Source organism: Nocardia sp. NPDC051030 (assembly GCF_040683015.1).
Lineage (GTDB): Bacteria > Actinomycetota > Actinomycetes > Mycobacteriales > Mycobacteriaceae > Nocardia.
Genome location: NZ_JBFBCD010000003.1, coordinates 640085 through 658580 on the forward strand (window position 1 = coordinate 640085; position 18496 = coordinate 658580).

Annotated in this window: 21 protein-coding genes; 9 read left to right on the forward strand and 12 right to left on the reverse strand. The window is 65.8% G+C overall.

Translation table 11 applies throughout. The features are described 5' to 3' along the window. The first annotated feature begins 57 nt into the window (after positions 1-57). Positions 58-393, forward strand: coding sequence for a YrdB family protein (locus tag AB0N05_RS12295; RefSeq protein WP_364691461.1), 336 nt, complete (start codon positions 58-60; stop codon positions 391-393). Between the two features lie 108 nt (positions 394-501). Here the strand turns inward: AB0N05_RS12295 and AB0N05_RS12300 are convergent, their stop codons facing one another. Further along, a complete protein-coding gene (locus AB0N05_RS12300; protein ID WP_364691464.1) occupies positions 502-720 on the reverse strand; it encodes a hypothetical protein in 219 nt (72 codons plus the stop codon). Between the two features lie 219 nt (positions 721-939). Here AB0N05_RS12300 and AB0N05_RS12305 point away from each other — a divergent pair, with 219 nt between their 5' ends. Further along, on the forward strand, positions 940-1770 hold the full coding sequence (locus AB0N05_RS12305) for an aldo/keto reductase (RefSeq protein ID WP_364691467.1): 831 nt from the start codon (positions 940-942) through the stop codon (positions 1768-1770). 40 nt (positions 1771-1810) lie between these two features. Here AB0N05_RS12305 and AB0N05_RS12310 read toward each other — a convergent pair whose 3' ends face one another. Beyond that, positions 1811-2452: an MspA family porin gene (locus AB0N05_RS12310; RefSeq protein WP_364691470.1), complete on the reverse strand. Its 642-nt coding sequence runs from the start codon at positions 2450-2452 to the stop codon at positions 1811-1813. A 268-nt stretch (positions 2453-2720) separates the two neighbouring features. Here AB0N05_RS12310 and AB0N05_RS12315 point away from each other — a divergent pair, with 268 nt between their 5' ends. The 3 genes from AB0N05_RS12315 (at position 2721) to AB0N05_RS12325 (ending at position 5710) form a co-directional block, all read left to right on the forward strand. After that, positions 2721-3512 carry a DUF3658 domain-containing protein gene (locus AB0N05_RS12315; protein ID WP_364691473.1) on the forward strand — a complete coding sequence of 264 codons (792 nt, stop codon included), beginning with the start codon at positions 2721-2723 and terminating at the stop codon, positions 3510-3512. A gap of 235 nt (positions 3513-3747) precedes the next feature. Beyond that, on the forward strand, positions 3748-5379 hold the full coding sequence (locus AB0N05_RS12320; protein ID WP_364691476.1) for an ABC-F family ATP-binding cassette domain-containing protein: 1632 nt from the start codon (positions 3748-3750) through the stop codon (positions 5377-5379). An 82-nt stretch (positions 5380-5461) separates the two neighbouring features. Continuing rightward, entirely contained in the window at positions 5462-5710 is a 249-nt protein-coding gene (locus AB0N05_RS12325; RefSeq protein WP_364691479.1) for a helix-turn-helix domain-containing protein, read from the forward strand. 137 nt (positions 5711-5847) lie between these two features. Here AB0N05_RS12325 and AB0N05_RS12330 read toward each other — a convergent pair whose 3' ends face one another. The 4 genes from AB0N05_RS12330 to AB0N05_RS12345 form a co-directional block, all read right to left on the reverse strand. After that, entirely contained in the window at positions 5848-6807 is a 960-nt protein-coding gene (locus tag AB0N05_RS12330; protein WP_364691482.1) for a hypothetical protein, read from the reverse strand. An 11-nt stretch (positions 6808-6818) separates the two neighbouring features. Continuing rightward, positions 6819-7280, reverse strand: a complete 462-nt coding sequence (locus AB0N05_RS12335) for a hypothetical protein (protein ID WP_364691485.1) — start codon at positions 7278-7280, stop codon at positions 6819-6821. Between the two features lie 191 nt (positions 7281-7471). Further along, a complete protein-coding gene (locus AB0N05_RS12340; protein ID WP_364691488.1) occupies positions 7472-7888 on the reverse strand; it encodes an acyl-CoA thioesterase in 417 nt (138 codons plus the stop codon). 154 nt (positions 7889-8042) lie between these two features. Then, positions 8043-8465 (reverse strand): cupin domain-containing protein, encoded by a 423-nt coding sequence (locus AB0N05_RS12345; protein ID WP_364692326.1) that lies wholly within the window; start codon positions 8463-8465, stop codon positions 8043-8045. A 146-nt stretch (positions 8466-8611) separates the two neighbouring features. On the opposite strand from AB0N05_RS12345, the gene AB0N05_RS12350 reads away from it, so the two are divergent. Next, positions 8612-9118 carry a MarR family transcriptional regulator gene (locus AB0N05_RS12350; protein ID WP_364691491.1) on the forward strand — a complete coding sequence of 169 codons (507 nt, stop codon included), beginning with the start codon at positions 8612-8614 and terminating at the stop codon, positions 9116-9118. Positions 9119-9133: 15 nt separating this feature from the next. On the opposite strand, the gene AB0N05_RS12355 is transcribed toward AB0N05_RS12350, so the two are convergent. After that, complete coding sequence (locus AB0N05_RS12355; protein WP_364691494.1) at positions 9134-9796, reverse strand: TetR/AcrR family transcriptional regulator C-terminal domain-containing protein; 663 nt, start codon at positions 9794-9796, stop codon at positions 9134-9136. A gap of 89 nt (positions 9797-9885) precedes the next feature. On the opposite strand from AB0N05_RS12355, the gene AB0N05_RS12360 reads away from it, so the two are divergent. From AB0N05_RS12360 to AB0N05_RS12370, 3 genes are all read left to right on the forward strand, one after another. Further along, on the forward strand, positions 9886-11379 hold the full coding sequence (locus AB0N05_RS12360) for an FAD-dependent monooxygenase (protein WP_364691497.1): 1494 nt from the start codon (positions 9886-9888) through the stop codon (positions 11377-11379). Between the two features lie 116 nt (positions 11380-11495). After that, the gene (locus AB0N05_RS12365) at positions 11496-11702 is read left to right on the forward strand and encodes a cold-shock protein (RefSeq protein WP_364691500.1); all 207 of its coding nucleotides are present in this window, start codon (positions 11496-11498) and stop codon (positions 11700-11702) included. 153 nt (positions 11703-11855) lie between these two features. Beyond that, positions 11856-13376, forward strand: coding sequence for a phosphatase PAP2 family protein (locus tag AB0N05_RS12370; RefSeq protein ID WP_364691503.1), 1521 nt, complete (start codon positions 11856-11858; stop codon positions 13374-13376). On the opposite strand, the gene AB0N05_RS12375 is transcribed toward AB0N05_RS12370, so the two are convergent. The 5 genes from AB0N05_RS12375 to AB0N05_RS12395 all read right to left on the reverse strand — a co-directional run bounded on the left by AB0N05_RS12375 (position 13373) and on the right by AB0N05_RS12395 (position 18487). Beyond that, positions 13373-13807, reverse strand: coding sequence for a pyridoxamine 5'-phosphate oxidase family protein (locus AB0N05_RS12375; RefSeq protein WP_364691505.1), 435 nt, complete (start codon positions 13805-13807; stop codon positions 13373-13375). The genes AB0N05_RS12370 and AB0N05_RS12375 overlap by 4 nt on opposite strands. A gap of 106 nt (positions 13808-13913) precedes the next feature. Then, a complete protein-coding gene (locus AB0N05_RS12380) occupies positions 13914-15302 on the reverse strand; it encodes an amino acid permease (RefSeq protein ID WP_364691508.1) in 1389 nt (462 codons plus the stop codon). A 118-nt stretch (positions 15303-15420) separates the two neighbouring features. After that, entirely contained in the window at positions 15421-16422 is a 1002-nt protein-coding gene (locus AB0N05_RS12385; protein WP_364691510.1) for a proline racemase family protein, read from the reverse strand. Beyond that, positions 16422-18056, reverse strand: coding sequence for an FAD-dependent oxidoreductase (locus AB0N05_RS12390; protein WP_364691513.1), 1635 nt, complete (start codon positions 18054-18056; stop codon positions 16422-16424). The genes AB0N05_RS12385 and AB0N05_RS12390 overlap by 1 nt, the downstream gene beginning before the upstream one ends. Beyond that, positions 18053-18487 carry a (2Fe-2S)-binding protein gene (locus AB0N05_RS12395; protein WP_364691516.1) on the reverse strand — a complete coding sequence of 145 codons (435 nt, stop codon included), beginning with the start codon at positions 18485-18487 and terminating at the stop codon, positions 18053-18055. The genes AB0N05_RS12390 and AB0N05_RS12395 overlap by 4 nt, the downstream gene beginning before the upstream one ends. Between the last annotated feature and the right edge of the window lie 9 nt (positions 18488-18496).

The window sequence follows — 18496 nt, forward strand, 5'->3', positions numbered from 1 at the left end:
GCATAGAGTTCACGTGAACACTGAGCCGAAACAAGAGCGCTGATCTCGGAGTAGCAAATGATCGCCACCATCTGGCACGGAGCCAACCTCACCCTCGCCTTCCTCATGGAGCTCGTCGCCTTCACCGCGCTGGCGCTCTGGGCCGCACGCTATGGGCAGGGGCTACCCACAAAGGTCCTACTCGGTGTGGTCGCGGCGGGTGCGGCCATGGCGTTATGGGGACTGTTCGCCGCCCCGCAGGCGACGTTCTCCGTGCCGGTGCTGGCGGTGCTCACCAAGATCGCGGTCTTCGGCACGGCGACGCTGGCGCTACGGGAGCTCGGACATCCCAGGGCCGCGCTGGCATACCCGGTGGTCGTGATCGTCAACCTGGCACTGATCAATTTCGCGTAGCACGTTCGGGCATCCGGCCTGCGGCCCCAATAAGCGCCGAGTTCTGTTGAGCGGTTTGACGATTCGCGTCGTACTGGTTGCGGTACCTGAACTGTGATCCGGTTACAGCTAGCGGACGGGCGTCGGGGTTCCGGTCCGCAGCGTCGGGAACCGCTGCTGGAGCTTGTCGATATGGCTACGTACAGTGGCCAGTTCTGTCTCCAGCGAACGCAGTTCGGCCGCAGCGGTCATCGATACGGAATCGCGGCGGCGCGAAAGGGATTGGGCATGCTGGCATAGGTCGCCGAGGAAGTTTCGGGCCTGGGCGAGCGCGGGGTCGTCGTGCATAGGCTTCTCACATCGATAGGGGCCGCGCGGATCTGCTGCGGCGGCACCGGCTGGAGGAAGTATGTCACGGGGTGTCAACCCCTCGTTTCCCTACAGTTCAGCAAGTTCCCGGCCGGGATCTGCTGTAGGCCACCGGGGGAGGCCCTGGTGGACACGCGCGGCACTGCACGGCATCCTCGGGAGTGCTCGTTGCCGCGGAATGGAAGGATCCTGAACGTCATGACTGCTGAGGAACTCACGCCGGATGGACGCGCTCGGGTACTGGCCGACGGCGGCATATTGCCGTTGCTGGGGTTGGGCGTGTGGCAGGTTCCCGACGGGCGGGAATGCGTCGATGCGGTCCGCTGGGCCCTGGACGCGGGCTACCGTCACATCGATACGGCCCAGGCATACGGCAATGAGGCCAGCGTGGGGAAGGCGTTGCGCGACAGCGGGATCGATCGGGACGAGGTCTTCATCACGACGAAATTCTTTCCCCGTGAAGACGATCCGGTACGCGCGATTGAGCTGAGCCTGCGCCGACTCGGCGTCGACCAGGTCGACCTGTATCTCGTGCACTGGCCGCAAAACGGCCCGACCTGGGCCTGGCCGGGCATGGAACGCGCAGCCGCGCAGGGCTATGCGCGCTCGATCGGAGTCTCGAACTTCAGCGAATCCGACCTGGAGAGCGTGGCAGCCAGCGCTGAGCGGATGCCCTCGGTGAATCAGGTCAGCTACAGCCCCTTCGCATTCCGGCAGGGTCTCCAGAAGGCATGCCAACGCCACGACATCGTGCTCGAGGCATACAGCCCCCTGGGCACCGGCCGACTGCTCCAGGACGAAACCGTCATCGATATCGTCGCCGGAGCAGCCCGCACCCCCGCACAGGTATTGCTGCGCTGGGCCGTCCAACGCGGCATCCCGGTCATCCCCAAATCAGTCCACCAGGACCGCATCGAGCAAAATCTCCAAATCTTCGACTTCGAGCTGTCGGCGACAGATCTCGCTCGGCTGGACGCCCTCGACCGCACCGCCCACACCACCCGGGCCCTCGAACACCCTTGGTGGTGAACCGGGTTCGCAACACGTAGCGCTCGGCGGTGGTGATGGCCTAGAGCCAGATCGGGTCTCCGTATACCGAGACGCGGTGGTCGGAGGCGTCGGTGGAGAGCGTGGCGGTGGCGTAGGAGCGGATTGTCACCGGACCGCCGCAGGCGTCGACGCGGATCTCTACTTCCTCGGCGGTGACCGAACCGCGTTGGCCGATCAGGGGTTTGGTGCCGAACTCGAGGGTGGTGATCGTGCCGGGCTTGAGCGTGGTGGCGATGTTCGGGTTCACGTACGCTTGGCCGCCGACGGTGACGCCGGAAACCGTGCCGACGGTCACGCTGGCGTTGGGGCCGATCGAGGCACCCAGGCCCAGGGACACGCCATTGGACACGTCGACGGCGCAGCCGATCTGATAGCCGAGGGCGATCATGCCGCCGGTGAGTGGGGCCGAGCCCGCGCCGGTGACTTCGGCAATCGCCTTGACGCTGACGAAACCCTCGCGGCTGACCGGCGAGCTGGCCAAGTTCGGCCAGCGATCGAGGTTCTCGTTCGATTTGGTGAGCGTCAACGTCCAGCCGTCGTCGGTGACAGTCTGCCGAGTCCGGTCGGCGACCGGATCGGCGGCGGCCGCACCGGCGGCCCAGACGCCGGTCAGTAGGGCAGTGGCCAGTGTGCCCGCACAGGCGGCAGCCGTTCGTCGCATTGCTATCAATACCTTCCCGCAAGTTCTGGTTAACTTTCAGACAACTGGACGTTAGGTTTTCATGCAGATATGTCCAGTTGAAGGAACTTGAGAGGGCCGTCACGGCCAACCGAGGCCCTGGGTATGCGTCACATTTCATCCTGTGTGCAATGGGAGATGTTGCGACACAAGGGTATTGGTGAATCGTTTTATGGCGTGGCAACTCCGGCTCCGCCGCTGGTTGTTCAAACCGTTACGAGCCGCGAGATCCCCGTCACTGCCTCGCGTGATGGACACGATCGTTCATCCCAGCAGGAACGGGTCTGGCTACACTCCAGCAATGGCTCCTGTACATGCGATGCCGACCTACCCGGCAGGCGGAACACTCACCGCTGTCTTCATGGATCGCGGTGTCGAGCCCGTGCCGGTGGCGCTTCTGATGAACGATCTCAGTTGTGGACCCCTCGAACCCGACGATCTGGGGGTTCGGCACAACTGGCTGCGTCAGATCGTCGGCGATGAGGTCATTGGCCTCGATGCGCCGCGGGAGGACGTGGTCGACGGCCGGTTCTGGTGGCGTGTGCCCGCCGATGCCGACGACCTGATCGTGTGGTTTAGCCGGGCTGATGCGACGGATCTGGCCTTCGTGATGGCAGTCTCGGATCGATTGGGCGAGCGGCCTTTTCGAGTCATCGAGGTCACCGACGGGCGGCCGGTGAGCGCGCTGAGTCCGGAGGAAATGGCGCGGCTGCTCGGCACCGAGCGCACGATCACCGCCGTCGAACACGTCGAAATGCGCACCCGCTGGCAGCAATTGAAGCGAGAGAACGCCGCGTTCCGTGTTCTCACCCCCGACGGATCGACCCTGGCCTCGGCGCCTGCCGACCAGTTCGACGCCCTGCTGCTGGCCAACGTGGGCGCTGAAGGGAGTTGGGCTGCGCGTGTTGTCGCCCATGCCATGGCCGAGGCTGGAACCGGTGACGCCGTGCTGTTTTGGCGACTGGCGGTGCTGGTCGAGCAGGGCCGACTGGTCGCCGATGGCGATCCGCGACTCGGTCCCACGCACATCGCACTGCGGTGACGGCTATGCACGCCGTGAGCTTGCGACCGGGTGGTGGTCGACGATGCGGACGCGCTGGAGGACCTTGAGCCGACGAAAACTGGAGATGAAGTGGATTCCGGGCGATCTTGATCGGTGAAGGTGCCCCTGACCTTGGTCTCCGGCCACTGAGATAAAATCGGTGGTTCTTGTGTGTCCGACGGACCCACAATCGATCGTTATCGGCCCGCACCCACCCCTGTACGAGGAGACGCTTGTGATCACCGCGACCGACCTGGAGGTCCGGGCCGGAGTCCGCACCCTACTGACTGCGCCGGGTTCGGCGTTGCGGGTGCAGGCCGGTGATCGGATCGGGCTTGTCGGCAGGAACGGTGCCGGGAAGACCACGACATTGCGCATTCTTGCCGGTGAGGGCGAACCTTACGCCGGGAAGGTGATCCGGTCCGGGGATTTGGGGTATTTGCCGCAGGATCCCAAGGAAGGCAATCTCGACGTGCTCGGGCGCGATCGGGTGTTGTCGGCGCGCGGGCTGGATACATTGCTGCGGGATATGGAGAAGCAGCAGGCGCTCATGGCGGAAGTCGCCGATGAGGCCGCCCGGGATAAGGCGATCCGCAAGTACGGGCAGCTCGAGGATCGGTTCTCGGCGCTGGGCGGGTATGTGGCCGAAAGCGAGGCCGCGCGCATCTGCAATAGCCTGGGGTTGCCGGATCGGGTGCTGGGGCAGGCGCTGCGCACGCTGTCGGGTGGTCAACGTCGCCGAATCGAGTTGGCGCGCATCCTGTTCGCGGCCTCCGACGGTAGCGGCGGCAAGTCCGACACAGTACTGCTGCTCGACGAGCCCACCAACCACCTCGACGCCGACTCGATCACCTGGTTGCGCGGATTCCTCCAGAGCCACGACGGCGGCCTCATCGTGATCTCCCACGATGTGGATCTGCTCGCCGACGTGGTGAACAAGGTGTGGTTCCTCGATGCCGTGCGCGGTGAGGCCGACCTCTACAACATGACCTGGCATAAATACCTCGACGCCCGCGCCACCGACGAGCAGCGTCGCCGCCGCGAACGCGCCAATGCCGAGAAGAAGGCCGGAGCGCTCAAGGTGCAGGCCGCCAAGATGGGCGCCAAGGCCACCAAAGCCGTTGCGGCACAGAACATGCTCAAGCGTGCCGAGCGAATGCTGGCCGAGGTGGACGACATTCGCGTGTCGGACCGGGTGGCGCGGATCCGGTTCCCCGAACCCGCCGCCTGCGGCAGGACGCCGCTCATGGCCAAGAACCTCACCAAGATGTACGGCTCGCTGGAGATCTTCGCCGGTGTGGACCTGGCGATCGACAAGGGCAGTCGCGTCGTGGTGCTCGGCCTCAATGGCGCGGGCAAGACGACACTGCTGCGCCTGCTGGCCGGAGTCGAGCAGCTCACCGCCGGTGGCATCGAACCCGGATACGGTTTGAAAGTCGGCTATTTCGCGCAGGAACACGACACCCTCGACGACGCCGCGACCGTGTGGGAGAACATCCGCCACGCCGCGCCCGACGCGGGCGAACAGGAGCTGCGCAGCCTGCTCGGCGCGTTCATGTTCTCCGGCCCGCAGCTGGAACAGCCCGCCGGCACCCTCTCCGGTGGTGAGAAGACCCGTCTCGCACTGGCCGGTCTGGTCTCCTCCGCCGCGAATGTCCTTCTGCTGGATGAGCCCACGAACAACCTCGACCCGGTCTCGCGTGAGCAGGTCCTGGACGCCCTGCGCAGTTACGCCGGTGCGGTCGTGCTGGTCACCCACGATCCGGGCGCCGCGGAGGCCCTGAATCCGGAGCGCGTGATCATGCTTCCGGACGGCACCGAGGACCATTGGTCGCAGGATTATCTGGAACTGATTCAGCTCGCGTGAGTCAGATCACAATGATTCATTGATCACAGCCCTCCGAGTCTCTAACCTGGAATGAGGCGCCCACGGCGACTCGGAGGAAGCCATGAGTGAACGGCCCGCACAGGGTAAAGCCGTATTGGGTAAAGGCACGCGTGTCACGGGAAAGTCGCGGGACCGCTTGCAATCCCAGCTCAAGAAGCAGTACGAGGCCGGATCCAGTATCCGGTCACTAGCCCGGGAGACCGGGCGATCGTATGGCTTCATCCACAACGTGCTGGTGGAGTCGCATGTGCAACTCCGCAGCCGTGGCGGTGCGAATCGCCGCAAGTCGGTCAAAGCAGGCAGTAAGTAGCTATGCCCAACGCCCCGGGCGCTCAGGGTCTTTGCCCCGAGGCTCGGGGGCAGGGGCGAGCGCGCGTGCGGTCGTGGCGGTGAAAGCCGTTCGACCCCTTGCGTGTTCGCGCGGCCTCGTGCGAGGTGGCGGGACCGTCAGGACGTGACGGTCCCGTCGCCGAGCACGAGCAGGTTGGCCAGGCTCTCGAAGATCGGCATCCCGGTTTTGATCTCCAGGTAGGCGAACTGCCCCTGTGGGTTCACCTCCAGGAAGTAGAACTCGCCGTCCAGGCCGACCCGCAGATCGAGCACGCCGAACGCCAGCCCGAGCGCGCCCATGAGCGTGGTCATGGACTTGCTCACCGAGGCGGGCAACCGGTCGGGGGTGAAGGCCACGGCGGTGTCCAGCCGCGAATCCACCCGCCCCACACCGGATTGCGAATCGATCCGCACCGCCCACTCGATGCCGTCCACCCACACGATCCGCAGATCGCATTCGGCCTGAATGTAATCCTGGAAGATGGTGGGGGAGTTGCGAATGGTGGGCAGCCGGTCCAGATCGGCCGGTGTCACGATGCGCGTTTCGGTGAAGGCGCCCCGCACGGTGCCGGTGCGCTTGAAAACCACGGGGCCGGGCCGGGATTCGATGAAGGCCCGCGCCTCATGGGCATCATTGGTGACGAGCGTCTCCGGGACCGCGAAGCCCGCACGGTAGGCCGTCTCCAACTGCACGATCTTGCGATTCGCCGTGCGATCCGCGCCCGGATCATTCACCCACAGTGCGGGAATCGACCACAGCAGACCCTGGAGGAACCCGTCGCATTCGGCTTGGCGGTAGCTGTCGTCCTCGGTGCGGGCGCTGCCCGGCACCCCGCAGGGATGCGGTCGCCGCCACCACACCGAGGTGGCACCGTCGAGACCCAGGACATGGGAGAGGGAGCGGTAGGTGCCGTCGCTGCCCAGGCGGAAAGTGCCGTTCTCGCGCGGGAAGTCGCGCATGTCGAGGCGAATGGCATTGAGGCCGTGATGTTTCCGCAGCGTGGAGGCGAGCGCGTCGCCGTGAAGATCGTCGGCTTCGGTGACTATGAGCACCGAGCCCGTGGTGCGGGGGGCCATGCGCGGGCCCGTCAGTCCAGGCTGTCGCAGGCGATGCCGTCGTCACTGCCGTGCAGCGACCGGGTTTGGCAGCAGGTCATGGTGGCGCCGCCGATACCCGGATGTGGCGTGAGTTCCAGTCCGCGAGCCCAGGTTTCGGTGAGCCGATGCAGTTCCTCGTCACCGCGGGCGGGGCTTTGCTCTTGCGTGAGGGACAGTGGGCGTTCGGTGAGCTCGATCCGGCGTCGCTGGGTGAAATCGGCGGTCGTGCCATTGCGCACGCGCACCAGGACGGGTCGCCCGTCACAGATTCGCTGCGCCGCCGCAACTTCCCAATCGGTCAGATCGAGTACATCGGCACGGCAGAAGGTCCAGGTGCCATCGCTGACCCGCACACTGATATGTCTCTCGGTGGCTGCGACGAGATAGCCGGGTAGCGGTGGCGCGGTGGTGGCAATACCGGTGGATCCGGGTCGGTGCAGGGCGCCAGTCATGCGGAACTCCGATCTGCTCGGGATTTGCTGCGCGGCCGAGCGTGATCTGAATCATATCCCGCGACGTGCCTTATTCGGTTCGCAACGAAAGATTTCAGCAACCCCGGCAAACTTTGCCGACGCATCGGAAACCGCTACGGCCGAAAGTTTTTCGCAGCCAAACCGGAGGGTCGGCTACCTGGCACCGATGATCAGAGACCGAGCGTCTCCGGGAACTCCGAGACCTCGCGCAGCGCGGCTGCGGGATCGGCAACAAGTTTGCGGGCCTTCAGATCCATAATTCCGCCGACCACGTCGATCTGCGCCGATACGGTCCCGTCCAGCTTGCTGATCAGCTGGTGCATCTTGAAGATCTTGCCGCCCGCCCACTCGAACTCGCAGCTCACCGTGACCTCGTCGCCACCATGCAGTTCACGGAAGTACTTGATGTTGTTCTCCAGCACGATCGGCCCGATGCCGGAACCGATCATCTTCTCCTCCTGGATGCCCGCCGCGCGCAGCAGCTCCCACCGCGCGTGCTCCGCGTACTGGAGGTAGACGGCCTGATTGAGATGGCCGTTGATATCGAGCTCATAGCCGCGGACGGTGACGGGAACAGAGAAAGCCATGAAACCATCAACCCATCCCGAAGTGGCGGACATTCCCCGAATTCAGTGGTCTGCAGCACAGTGGCGGCGACTGCCGGGCTACCTGCGGCGCGGACCGTCGAGGGCGTATTGCCGCAGGTTGGCGCATCCGTACCGGACGGCTGTGCGTACCGCCTCAACGACGATTGGCATTGCGCTCGGCCCACCACTGCGGGGCGTCCATGAAGTGGTTGTCGAACTCCTCCTGGGCCGCGGCAAGCTCCTCGAAGCTCGATTCGCCCTTGGAGATGCGATCCAGCAACCGGAAGTACTCGAAGCGCTCCACGCCCGGCATGAGTGCGATCAGAATGCGCGCCGAGCTGTCCGGCGTCGCGCCGAAGGCGTGCGGCATCAACTTGGGCACCACGATGGCCCCGCCCGCGCCGACGGTGACGATCTTGTCCCCGGCCAGCAGTTGCAGCTCGCCATCGGCCACGTAGAACAGCTCATCGGATTTGGTGTGGAAGTGCGGGGCGGCCCCATCCGCGCCCTGCTTCATGGTGACCTCCAGCGTGCTGACCGATCCGCCCGTCTCATTGGCGTCGACGAGCAGGCGCATGGTGACGGCGTCGGTGCCGAAGGTCTCGGCATCCTGCGGCTGGCGGATGGCGACCGGGCGAGAGGAGGTGTTCATGACGAGCTCCGAACTGTTCGGTGATTGATAATTCGCTACCGAACTATATCCCATCGAATAGAATCCTGTCCATGGGTGAGATGACACCGGACGCAGTGGATGCGATTGCCGCACAGTGGCAACGGGAACGACCGGACCTGGATATGGAGGCCATGGCCGTGATCGGCCGCCTCGGCCGCCTCTGGGTCGTGGCGGGCAAGCGGATCGAAGCCGTCTTCGCCGCACACGGCCTGCAACGTGGGGAGTTCGATGTGCTTGCCTCGCTGCGGCGTTCGGGCGAACCCTACGAACTCAATCCCTCGGTCATGGCCGACACGATGATGCTGTCCCGCGCGGGCATGACCGGCCGCCTGGACCGCCTCGAATCCGCCGGTCTGGTCCGCCGCATTGCCGACGCGAATGACCGCCGCGCCGTCAAAGTGGGCCTCACCGACCGGGGCCTGCAACTCATCGACGTGGTCATCACCGAACACATCGAGAACGAAAACCGCATTCTCGCAGTGCTTTCCGAGACCGATCGCCGAGAACTCGACCGCCTGACCCGCCTCCTGCTGACCGATCTCGAACGCGAGAGCTGATCCCCGAGGGCCTGCTCAGGGCAGTTCTGCTGCTGACGACCGCGATTGCTGGGCGCGCATCCCGTCGATGATGAGGGCGATCCCATTGTCGAAGCCCGCGTCGGAGTCGACGTCGAAGAGGTGGGGGATGGATTGGGCTGCTAGCGGGTAGCGGCTCGAATCGATCAGGGCGGCAAGCTTTTCGGGGGTGTAGGGATTGTCGTCGCCATACGCCTCGCCGGTGCGGGACTGCTCTTCGATGACGTAGCCGACCGTGAACGAGTAGAGCGTCGAGAAGGCTTGGGCGGCGGCGGGTATGGGGAAACCGGCGTCCTGCAGCGTGGTGAGGGTCAGCTCGAGGAGGCGGCCCAGGGACGGGTGGGTGGAGTTGGTGCCCGCCAGCATCTTCGCGCCGTCACGATGGGCGAGCATAGCCGCGCGCTGACGGTGGCACAGGGCGGTGAGCCATTCGGACCAGTCGACCCCGCGGCGGGGGGCCTCGATGGTTTCGATGGTTTCGGACATGACGATGTCGGCCATGGCGTCGAGCAGTTGCTGCTTGTTCTTGACGTGCCAATAGAGGGTGGGCGCTTGCACGCCCAGGTCCTTGGCGAGTGCGCGCATGGTGAGGCCGTCGAGCCCGTTCTCATCGAGTAGTCGCAGACCCGCGCGGGCGATCGCCTCGGAATTGAGCTTCATCTGTCCTCCATGGTCGATCAACATATTGACACTCTAACGGCGTTAGATTAGCGTCTAACAGTGTTAGAGAACATGAAGGGATGCGGATCATGTCGAAGAACCCCGTAGTCATTGCCGGTGCAGGGCCCACCGGGTTGATGCTGGCGTGCGAATTGCGACTCGCGGGCGTGCCGGTCACCCTGCTGGAGGCGCTGAGCGAGCGGACCGGGCAGTCCCGCGCGGGCGGCATCCACGCCCGCACCATGGAGGTGCTCGATCAGCGCGGCATTCTCGAGGGCTTCCTGGAGCAGGGCAAGCAGCTGGCAGGAGGGCACTTCTCCGCAATGTGGCTGGACTTCAGCGGCTTCGAGACCCGCTACCCGTATCTGCTGCAACTATTGCAGGCCAGAATCGAGACGCTGCTGGAGAAGCGCGCCGCGGAACTCGGTGTCGAGGTCGAATGGGCCTCCGAGGTGACCGGATTCGAGCAGGACGCCGACGGCATCGATATCACCGTGCGCGGCCCCGAGGGTGAGCGCGTGCTGCGGGCCGACTATCTGGTCGGATGCGATGGCGGCCGCAGCACCATTCGCAAGGCGGCCGGAATCGGCTTCTCCGGCACCGATGCCAGCCTGGTCGCCTATCTGTGTGATGCCGAACTGGATGCCCCGCCCAGCGATCGAATCTTCCAGCAGCGCACCGAATCCGGCGACTTCACCGTGCTCGGCTTCGAACCCGGCTGGTACCGCCTCATGGTCACTCGATTCGATACCGATATCGACCGAGACGACACCATCGACTTCGAGGAATTCCGTAGCATTTTCACCTCGATCGCCGGTACCGACTACGGAATGCGCAGCCCCCGTTGGATTTCCCGCTTCACCGATGCCGCCCGTCAAGCCGACAACTACCGCGCGGGCCGCGTCCTGCTGGCGGGCGATTCGGCCCACATCCACTTCCCGGCCGGTGGTCAGGGCCTGAATATGGGCGTCCAGGATGCGGTGAATCTGGGCTGGAAGCTCGCCGCGGTGGTCAAGGGCGAAGCCCCGGACAACCTGCTCGACTCCTACGAGGCCGAACGCCATCCGGTCACGGCCCGAGTCCTGCAGAACACCCGCGCCCAATCCGCCCTGAACCGCCCGGGCCCGCAGGTCGATGCCCTGCGTGAGATCTTCGGGGACCTGATCGCGCAGGAGTCCGTCAATTCCTACCTCGGCACCATGATCAATGGCCTCGACATTCGCTACCCGATGACCGGCGATCATCCGCTGCTCGGCCTCCGCATGCCCGATCTCGACCTGGACACCGCCGACGGTTCGATCCGCACGTACTCGCTGCTGCATTGCGGTCGTGCGGTCTTGCTCGACCTGACCGGCGACCCTACGCTCGCCGACGACCTCACCGGCTGGCAAGACCGAGTGGATCTGGTGACCGCGACCGCCGAGAAGCGCTGGACAATCCCGGTACTGGGCGAAATCAGCGCCCCCGCCGCGGTCCTGATCCGTCCCGATGGCTACGTGGCGTGGGTGTCGACCGGGGAGGCCGAGAATGACCGTGCCGCCCTCACCAGCGCCCTGCACACCTGGTTCGGTCCAGCGCGCTGACCCGTGGTTGCGGGAGAATCGCGACGCACGGCCGGGGGAAATGCACGGGATTCCGGTGTCGGCGGGGGAGGATCGGGGATATTTGTCCAGCGGTTCACGACAGCGGGAGTGAAAGTATGGCGCAACAGGGCACTGTGAAGTGGTTCAATGCGGACAAGGGGTTTGGGTTCATTGCTCCTGATGACGGGGGTGCGGACGTATTTGTCCACTTCAGCGCCATCACTGCCGATGGGTATCGGAGCCTGAACGATGAGCAGCGGGTGGAGTTCGACGTGACGCAGGGGCCCAAGGGGCCGCAAGCGGAGAACGTTCGCCCCATCTGATTTCTCGGGACGGTGCGCCGACGGGATATCCGTCGGCGCACCGTCTCGGAATCGGGCAGGTACGAGGCACCCGCCACGGAAATCGGTAATGTCGGGCGGGTGAGTGATCGCGTTCGGCGGAAGTTTCGCAGGGTGGGTCGGTTCGATCGGGCGGTGGGCGGAGTTGTCGCCGGGCTGCCGGAATCGGTGGCCGACCGGGGCCTGTTGCGGTTGACCGGGAGTGCCGATCACAGCGCGCTGTGGCTGGGCATGGCGGCACTGCTGGCCACGCGGAAGGGAACACCGCGGCGAGCGGCCCTGCGCGGTGTGGTCGCGGTCGCGGGTGCGAGTTTCGCGGTCAATGTCGGAATGAAACCGGCCATTGCGCGGCGGCGACCGGCGGCCGAGCTATTGCCGGTGCATCGGCGACTGATCACCAGACCCACGTCGTCCTCGTTTCCTTCCGGACATGCGGCGTCCGCGGCGGCTTTCGTCACCGCCGTGGCGCTCGAAAGTCCGCGCACCGCAATGGTTATCGCTCCCGTTGCCGCCACCGTCGCGTACTCGCGGGTGCATACCGGCGTGCATTGGACCTCCGATGTGCTCATCGGGGCGGCCGTCGGTTCCGGTGTAGCCATGGCGACGCGGCGCTGGTGGCCGGTGCGGGAATCGGATGAGGCGCAGGCTCGTCCGGTGCCGAAAGCGCCCGCGCTGGTGGAGGGCAAAGGGCTTGTGGTGGTGGTGAATCCGGTCTCCGGTGATCCCAACTACGACCCCACGGCCGATGTTCGGACGGCACTGCCCGCCGCCACGGTGGTGCGCACTCGAGCCGATATCGACGTTGCCGAACAGCTCGAGCAGGTTCTCGCGCAGCGCGCCGAACCGGCGGCGGCGCTCGGAGTCGCCGGTGGTGATGGCACTGTGGCGGCCGTGGCCGCGGTGGCATTGCGCCACGACCTACCGCTGGTGGTGATTCCGACCGGCACACTCAATCACTTCGCGCGCGATCTCGGGGTCTACGACCTGCAAGAGGTCGTCGATGCCAGCGGTGCGGGCGAGGCGGTCGCGGTGGATATCGCCCACGTTGAGTTCGATGACGGAACAGGTTCGCGCACCAGGCATTTGATCAATACCGCCAGCCTCGGCACCTACCCGGATCTGGTGCGATTACGCGAGAAATGGCAATCGCGCTGGGGCAAATGGCCCGCCTTCGCGGCCGCGCTGGTGGTGACCCTGCGTCGGGCGGAACCCATCGAGATCAATCTGGACGGCCAGTGGCGGCGGGTGTGGTTCCTGTTCGTCGGCAATGGGCCCTACCATCCGCACGGTGCCGTCCCGGCCTTCCGCGACCGCCTCGACTCCGGGCTTCTCGATGTCCGCTGGCTCCGCGCCGACCTGCGCTGGTCCCGAACCCGTGCCGTGGTGGCACTGCTGTTGGCCGCCATCGGGCACAGCAAGGTCTATGGCGAACGCCAATTACCGGAACTGCTCGTGCAATTGCCGAACCCGGAGGCACTCGCCACCGACGGCGAGGTGGTCGGCACGGCGACTCACCTGCGCTTCGCGGTGGCGGGGCGGCTCGCGGTCTACCGCCGCAATGAATCCAATCCCCGCTGGGTCGACCGGATTCGCCCCCACCACCGCCGCACCGCCTGGCTGGGCGAGGTCTCTCGTGGGCGCTGGCCAAAGCCCTAGGACCCGGGCCTCTGGTCCTTCGAGTAGTCCGTGCTGAGCCAGTGCTCCGGGCGCATGCGGATGAGGCGCGAGGCGGGTGAGATGTTTTGCTCGGCATAGGCCGGGCCGTCGATCTCGCCCAGGTATCGGACCGCGATGGCGCGGGCCATGTCGATCGTGACGGGCTCGATACCGGTGACGGAGCCTTCCGCCGTGACGTACTTGTACGGCAGTTCTTCCTGCTGAGCGGTGAGGGAGAACCGGCCCGCGGCACGGATCAGCTTTTCCTTCACAGAGCCCGCACTGGTCCAGATGAGCACCTCGCCACCCGGTTCGTAGACGTACCAGATCGGCACCGAAAGCGGTGCCCGATCCGGCCTCTCGATGGCGATCACGCCAACGTGGAGACCGGCCAGAAACTTCTCGCGTTCGTCGCTCGTCATTTTCGCCATCTATCGGCCAACCACCTGGAGCACCGACATATTTCTGGAATGCTCCGGAGACAGCCAGGAACCGGCCCGCAGGTCGGAACCTGCGGGCCGGTGAGGGTGGCTCGGATCAGCTTTCGGTCTCGTTGAGCTTCGAGTTGCGGTAGCCGAAGCCCCAATACACGGCCAGGCCCAGCAGCAGCCAGACGATGAACCGCACCCAGGTGATCATGTCGAGGTGGCTGATCAGCCAGATCGAGAAGCCGATGCCGATCAGCGGCACGACCGGCACCCACGGGGTGCGGAAGGCCCGCTCGGCGTCCGGCCGGGTCCGGCGCAGCTGCATGACACCCAGCGCGACCACGATGAACGCCATCAGGATTCCGACATTGGTGAGTTCGGCCGCCTCGCGGATGGGCAGGAATCCGGCGATCACCGCGGAGACGACGCCGACCGGCCAGATCACCCGGGTCGGCACCTTGCGGCGCTCGCTGTTCTTGCCGAAGTAGGAGGGCAGCAGCCCATCCCGGCTCATGGCGAAGCCGACGCGGGTGACGGCCAGCATGTTCGCGAACGCGGAGGTGGTGACGCCGACCACCGCGCCGACTGCGATCACCAGGCCGAGAATGCCCATGCCGATCGTGTCGAAGGCGCTGGAGAATGGCGAGGCCACATTGATATCGGTGTAATTGACCATGCCGACGATGACGAGGCAGACCAGCAGATACACCACCGAGGCGATACCCAGGCTGATCAGGATCGCCTTCGGCATCAGCCTCTTGCCGTCCTTGGATTCCTCCGCCGCCGCGCTCATGGCGTCATAGCCGTACACCGCGAAGAAGGCCAGCGCCGCACCGGATACCGCGCTGCCGACGCCGAACGGGAAGAACGGCGTGTAATTGCCCGCCTTGATATGGAAAGCGCCCGCGATGACCACGATCGCGACGATCACCATCTTCAAGGCGACGAGACCTGTTTGCACACGGGCGGATTCACGAGTGCCGCGCGAGAGCAGGAAGGCCAGCAGCAGACACAGCAGCACCGCGAACAGATCGATCTTGCGGCCGTCACCGCTGCCCGGTGCGCCGAGCGCCCAGGTCGGCAGATCGAATCCGATGTAGTGGGTGATGTAGTTCAGATACCCGGATACCGCGATCGCGACCACCGACACGATGGCCGTGTACTCGAGCAGCAGATCCCACCCGATCATGAAGCCGATGATCTCGCCCAGCGCGACATACGAATACGTATAAGCCGACCCGGCTTTCGGGACCATGCCCGCGAATTCGGCGTAGCACAGGCCCGCCGCGCCGGAAGCGATGATCGCGATCGCGAACGAGACCAGCACGGCCGGGCCCGACACCTCATTGGCCACGACACCCGCGAGCGAGAACACGCCCGCGCCGACCAAACCACCCAGGCTCAGTGCGACCAGCTGCCACAGCCCCATGCTCTTCTTGAAATCGCCGGTGTCCTCGGCGGTCACGGGTAGTCGGCGCATCACCCCGGATCTGGTCATGGGGGGACGCGGGCGGCGGGTTACGACAGACATTGTCGTGCCTTTCAGGTGGTGACTGGTGAAACAGGGGTGGTGGTCGAGGAAGCAGGCGACATCGCCTGCGCTGGAGGGGAATCGGTTAGAAGACGAATCCCTCGGGGAAGGGGTCGGAGGGATCGAGCAGATAGTTCGCCGTCCCGGTCAGCCAGGCCCGCCCGGTGATCGCCGGCACGATCGCGGGACGGCCACCGACAGTGGTGGTTTCGACCGCGCGGGCATGGAAGGTGGTGCCGATGAACGAGTCATTGCGCAGCACTTGATCATCCGAGAGCAGGCCGCGGGCGTGCTGGCGGGCCAGCAGCGCGGAAGTGCCGGTGCCGCAGGGGGAACGATCGAACCAGCCCGGATGGATGGCCATCGCATGGCGGGTGTGCGCGGGCTCGGAGGCGGGATCTAGGAACAGCACGTGCTTGCATCCGGCAATGTGTTCGTCCTCCGGATGCACCGGCCGCCGAGACTCGTTGATTTCCCGCATGATTCGCAGACCGGCGTCGAGAATGGAATCCTTGTGCGCGCGATCGAACGGCAGCCCGAGTTTGGCGAGATCGACAATGGCGTAGAAGTTCCCGCCATAGGCCATGTCGTAGCGAACCGTTCCTAGGCCCGGCACCTCGACCTCATTGTCCAGGCTGTCGCAATAGGCGGGCACATTGCGCAGAGTGACCGAATCCGCGTGACCTGCAGTGACATTCACGGTGGCAACCACGCGTCCGGCAGGAGTATCCAACCGAATCTCGGTTACCGGCTCGGTGACCGGAACCATTCCGGCCTCGACCAGCGCCGTCGCCACCCCGATGGTCCCGTGCCCGCACATCGGCAGCAGGCCACTGACCTCGATGAACAGCACACCGAAATGCCCATCCTCGGTGGTGGCCGGTTGGAGGATCGCCCCGCTCATCGACGCATGCCCGCGCGGCTCATTGACCAGCAGCTTGCGCAGCCCGTCCCGGTGTTCGATGAAGTAGGTGCGGCGGGCCGCCATGGTCTCGCCCGGAATCGTGCCGACCCCGCCGGTGACCACCCGGGTCGGCATGCCCTCGGTGTGGGTGTCGATCGCGGAAATGATCATGCTGCTGTGCATCAGGACTGTCCTTCGGTGTCGAGATCGGCAAGTTCACGCAGGCGAATCGGAGCAGCGAGGGGCCGCCAAGCCGCAGTGGCGGCGGCCAAACCCGGGGTAGCAGTTGCTGAACCGGAGGCGGCTGCCGAACCCGCGGTGGTGGCTGCGGAACCGGAGGCGGCGGCTGCTGAACCCGGGGTGGTGGCTGAGCCCGAGATGGTGGCTGAGCCCGAGATGGTGGGTGCTGAACCCGGGGTGGTGGCGGCTGAGCCTGGAGTGGCGCAAGCCCTTCCCGCGTCGGCGGCATTGTCGGCGGGCTGTGTGATGTCGGGGCCGTCCGGGCATACGCGATCCCGGAGGGCCTCGATATTCGCCGCGCAGATGCGGCCCTGGCACGGGCCGAGCCCGGCGCGGGTCGCCAATTTGGCTGGGCGGTAGCCGTCACCGGTGGCGCGGGTCCATGCGGCGGTGAGATCGGCGCGGGTGGTGCCCTCGCAGCGGCAGAGGACGGTTTCCGGTCGTGACCAGGTCAGGACGCCGGGGCGGATCGGGTGTGCGGCCGCTAGCCGTGTCACGAACTGCTCGGCCGTGCGGTGCCTGGCCCGCAATCGCCGATCCGAGGTGGGATCCGCACCGGCTGCGGCCATTCCCGCGACAGTGCCCTCGAGGGCCGCGACGTGGGAACCGCCGATGCCGGTGATTTCTCCTGCTGCCCAGACGGTTTCGACGGTGGTTCGCTGGGTGCGGTCGACTTGTACGAAGCCGTCGGGGGTGAGCAGGGCTCCGGTGGCGACCGCGAGCTCATGTTGCGGGGTGAACCCGTGGGAGACCGCGACCGCGTCCACCGGCATCGTCACATGAGTGCCGGGGATCGGCATCCAATTCTCGTCGAGCCTGGCTACGGTGGCCTCTTCCACTCGACCGTCACCGGCCACCGCCACGACCGCACTCGAAGCGCGCAGCGGAATCCGATGCCGCACACCGGAACCGATGTACTCGATCAGCTCGGCGGCCTTGCCGATACTGTGCCGCAACTCCCATGGCCGGGCCGCCCACTGTCGCAGGATCCGGCCACCCGGATTGGCCTCCAGCACGGCGTGAACCCGAGCGCCGCCTGCCGCGAGGGACTGCGCGACCGGCAGCAGGAACGGCCCGGTGCCGGAGACCAGCACCGACCGTCCGACCAGCACCCGCTGCGTCTTGGCGAGAGTCTGTGCGGCACCGGCGGTATAGACGCCGGGCAGATCCCAGCCGGGGAACGGGCATACCCGGTCGTATGCGCCCGTCGCCAGCACCAGCGCGTCACCCTGGACCACGCGGTGCGTTCGCTGCTCGCCCTCGATCCCGAGCAGCAATCGCACCGCGGGGCAACCACCGTCGAGGTGCCGCTCGATCTGATAGACCGACGCCCAGGGCAGGTATTCACAACGCGGATGCGACATCAACAGTCGCGCACGGTCTTCGGATTCGGCATAACCATGCCCGATACTCAGCGGCCGAAGCACCCCGTAAGCGGCCGGAATGCGCCGGTTGTACTGCCCGCCGAGCGCCTCGTTCGAATCGATCAAGGTCACCGTCGCCCCATGCCGCAGCGCGGATTCCGCCGCAGCCGTACCCGCCGGGCCGCCGCCGATCACGACCACATGGCGGCTCATCCCCGCACCTCGCTCGTGCGCTCCGAGGGGGAAACAGCCTCGTGTGCCGAAGGGGCGTCAGTGGTGCGTTGCCGCATGGTCTCGGCCTGGTGCTCCGACGCGACAAGGGCCGCGCGCCGGTCCGCACTGGCGGCCACGCGACTCTGCGTGGTGACGGTGTCGCCGTCTCGTGCCGGACGGCGACACAGCCGGATGTCCGGCACGCCGTTCACCGTGGCGACGCAGTCGAAGCAGATGCCGATGCCACAGAACACGCCGCGCGCCGTGCCATTCGGCGCGGTCCGCCAGTGCGGGCGATCATTCGCGAGGAGTACGGAGGCCAGGGTTTGCCCGTGCACGCCCTGAACCTCGGTCCCGTCGATAACGACGCTCAGCGGCCGATCCGATCGGCCCACCGGATCCGAATCCGGTGGAATCACAGTGGAACTCAATGGAAAACC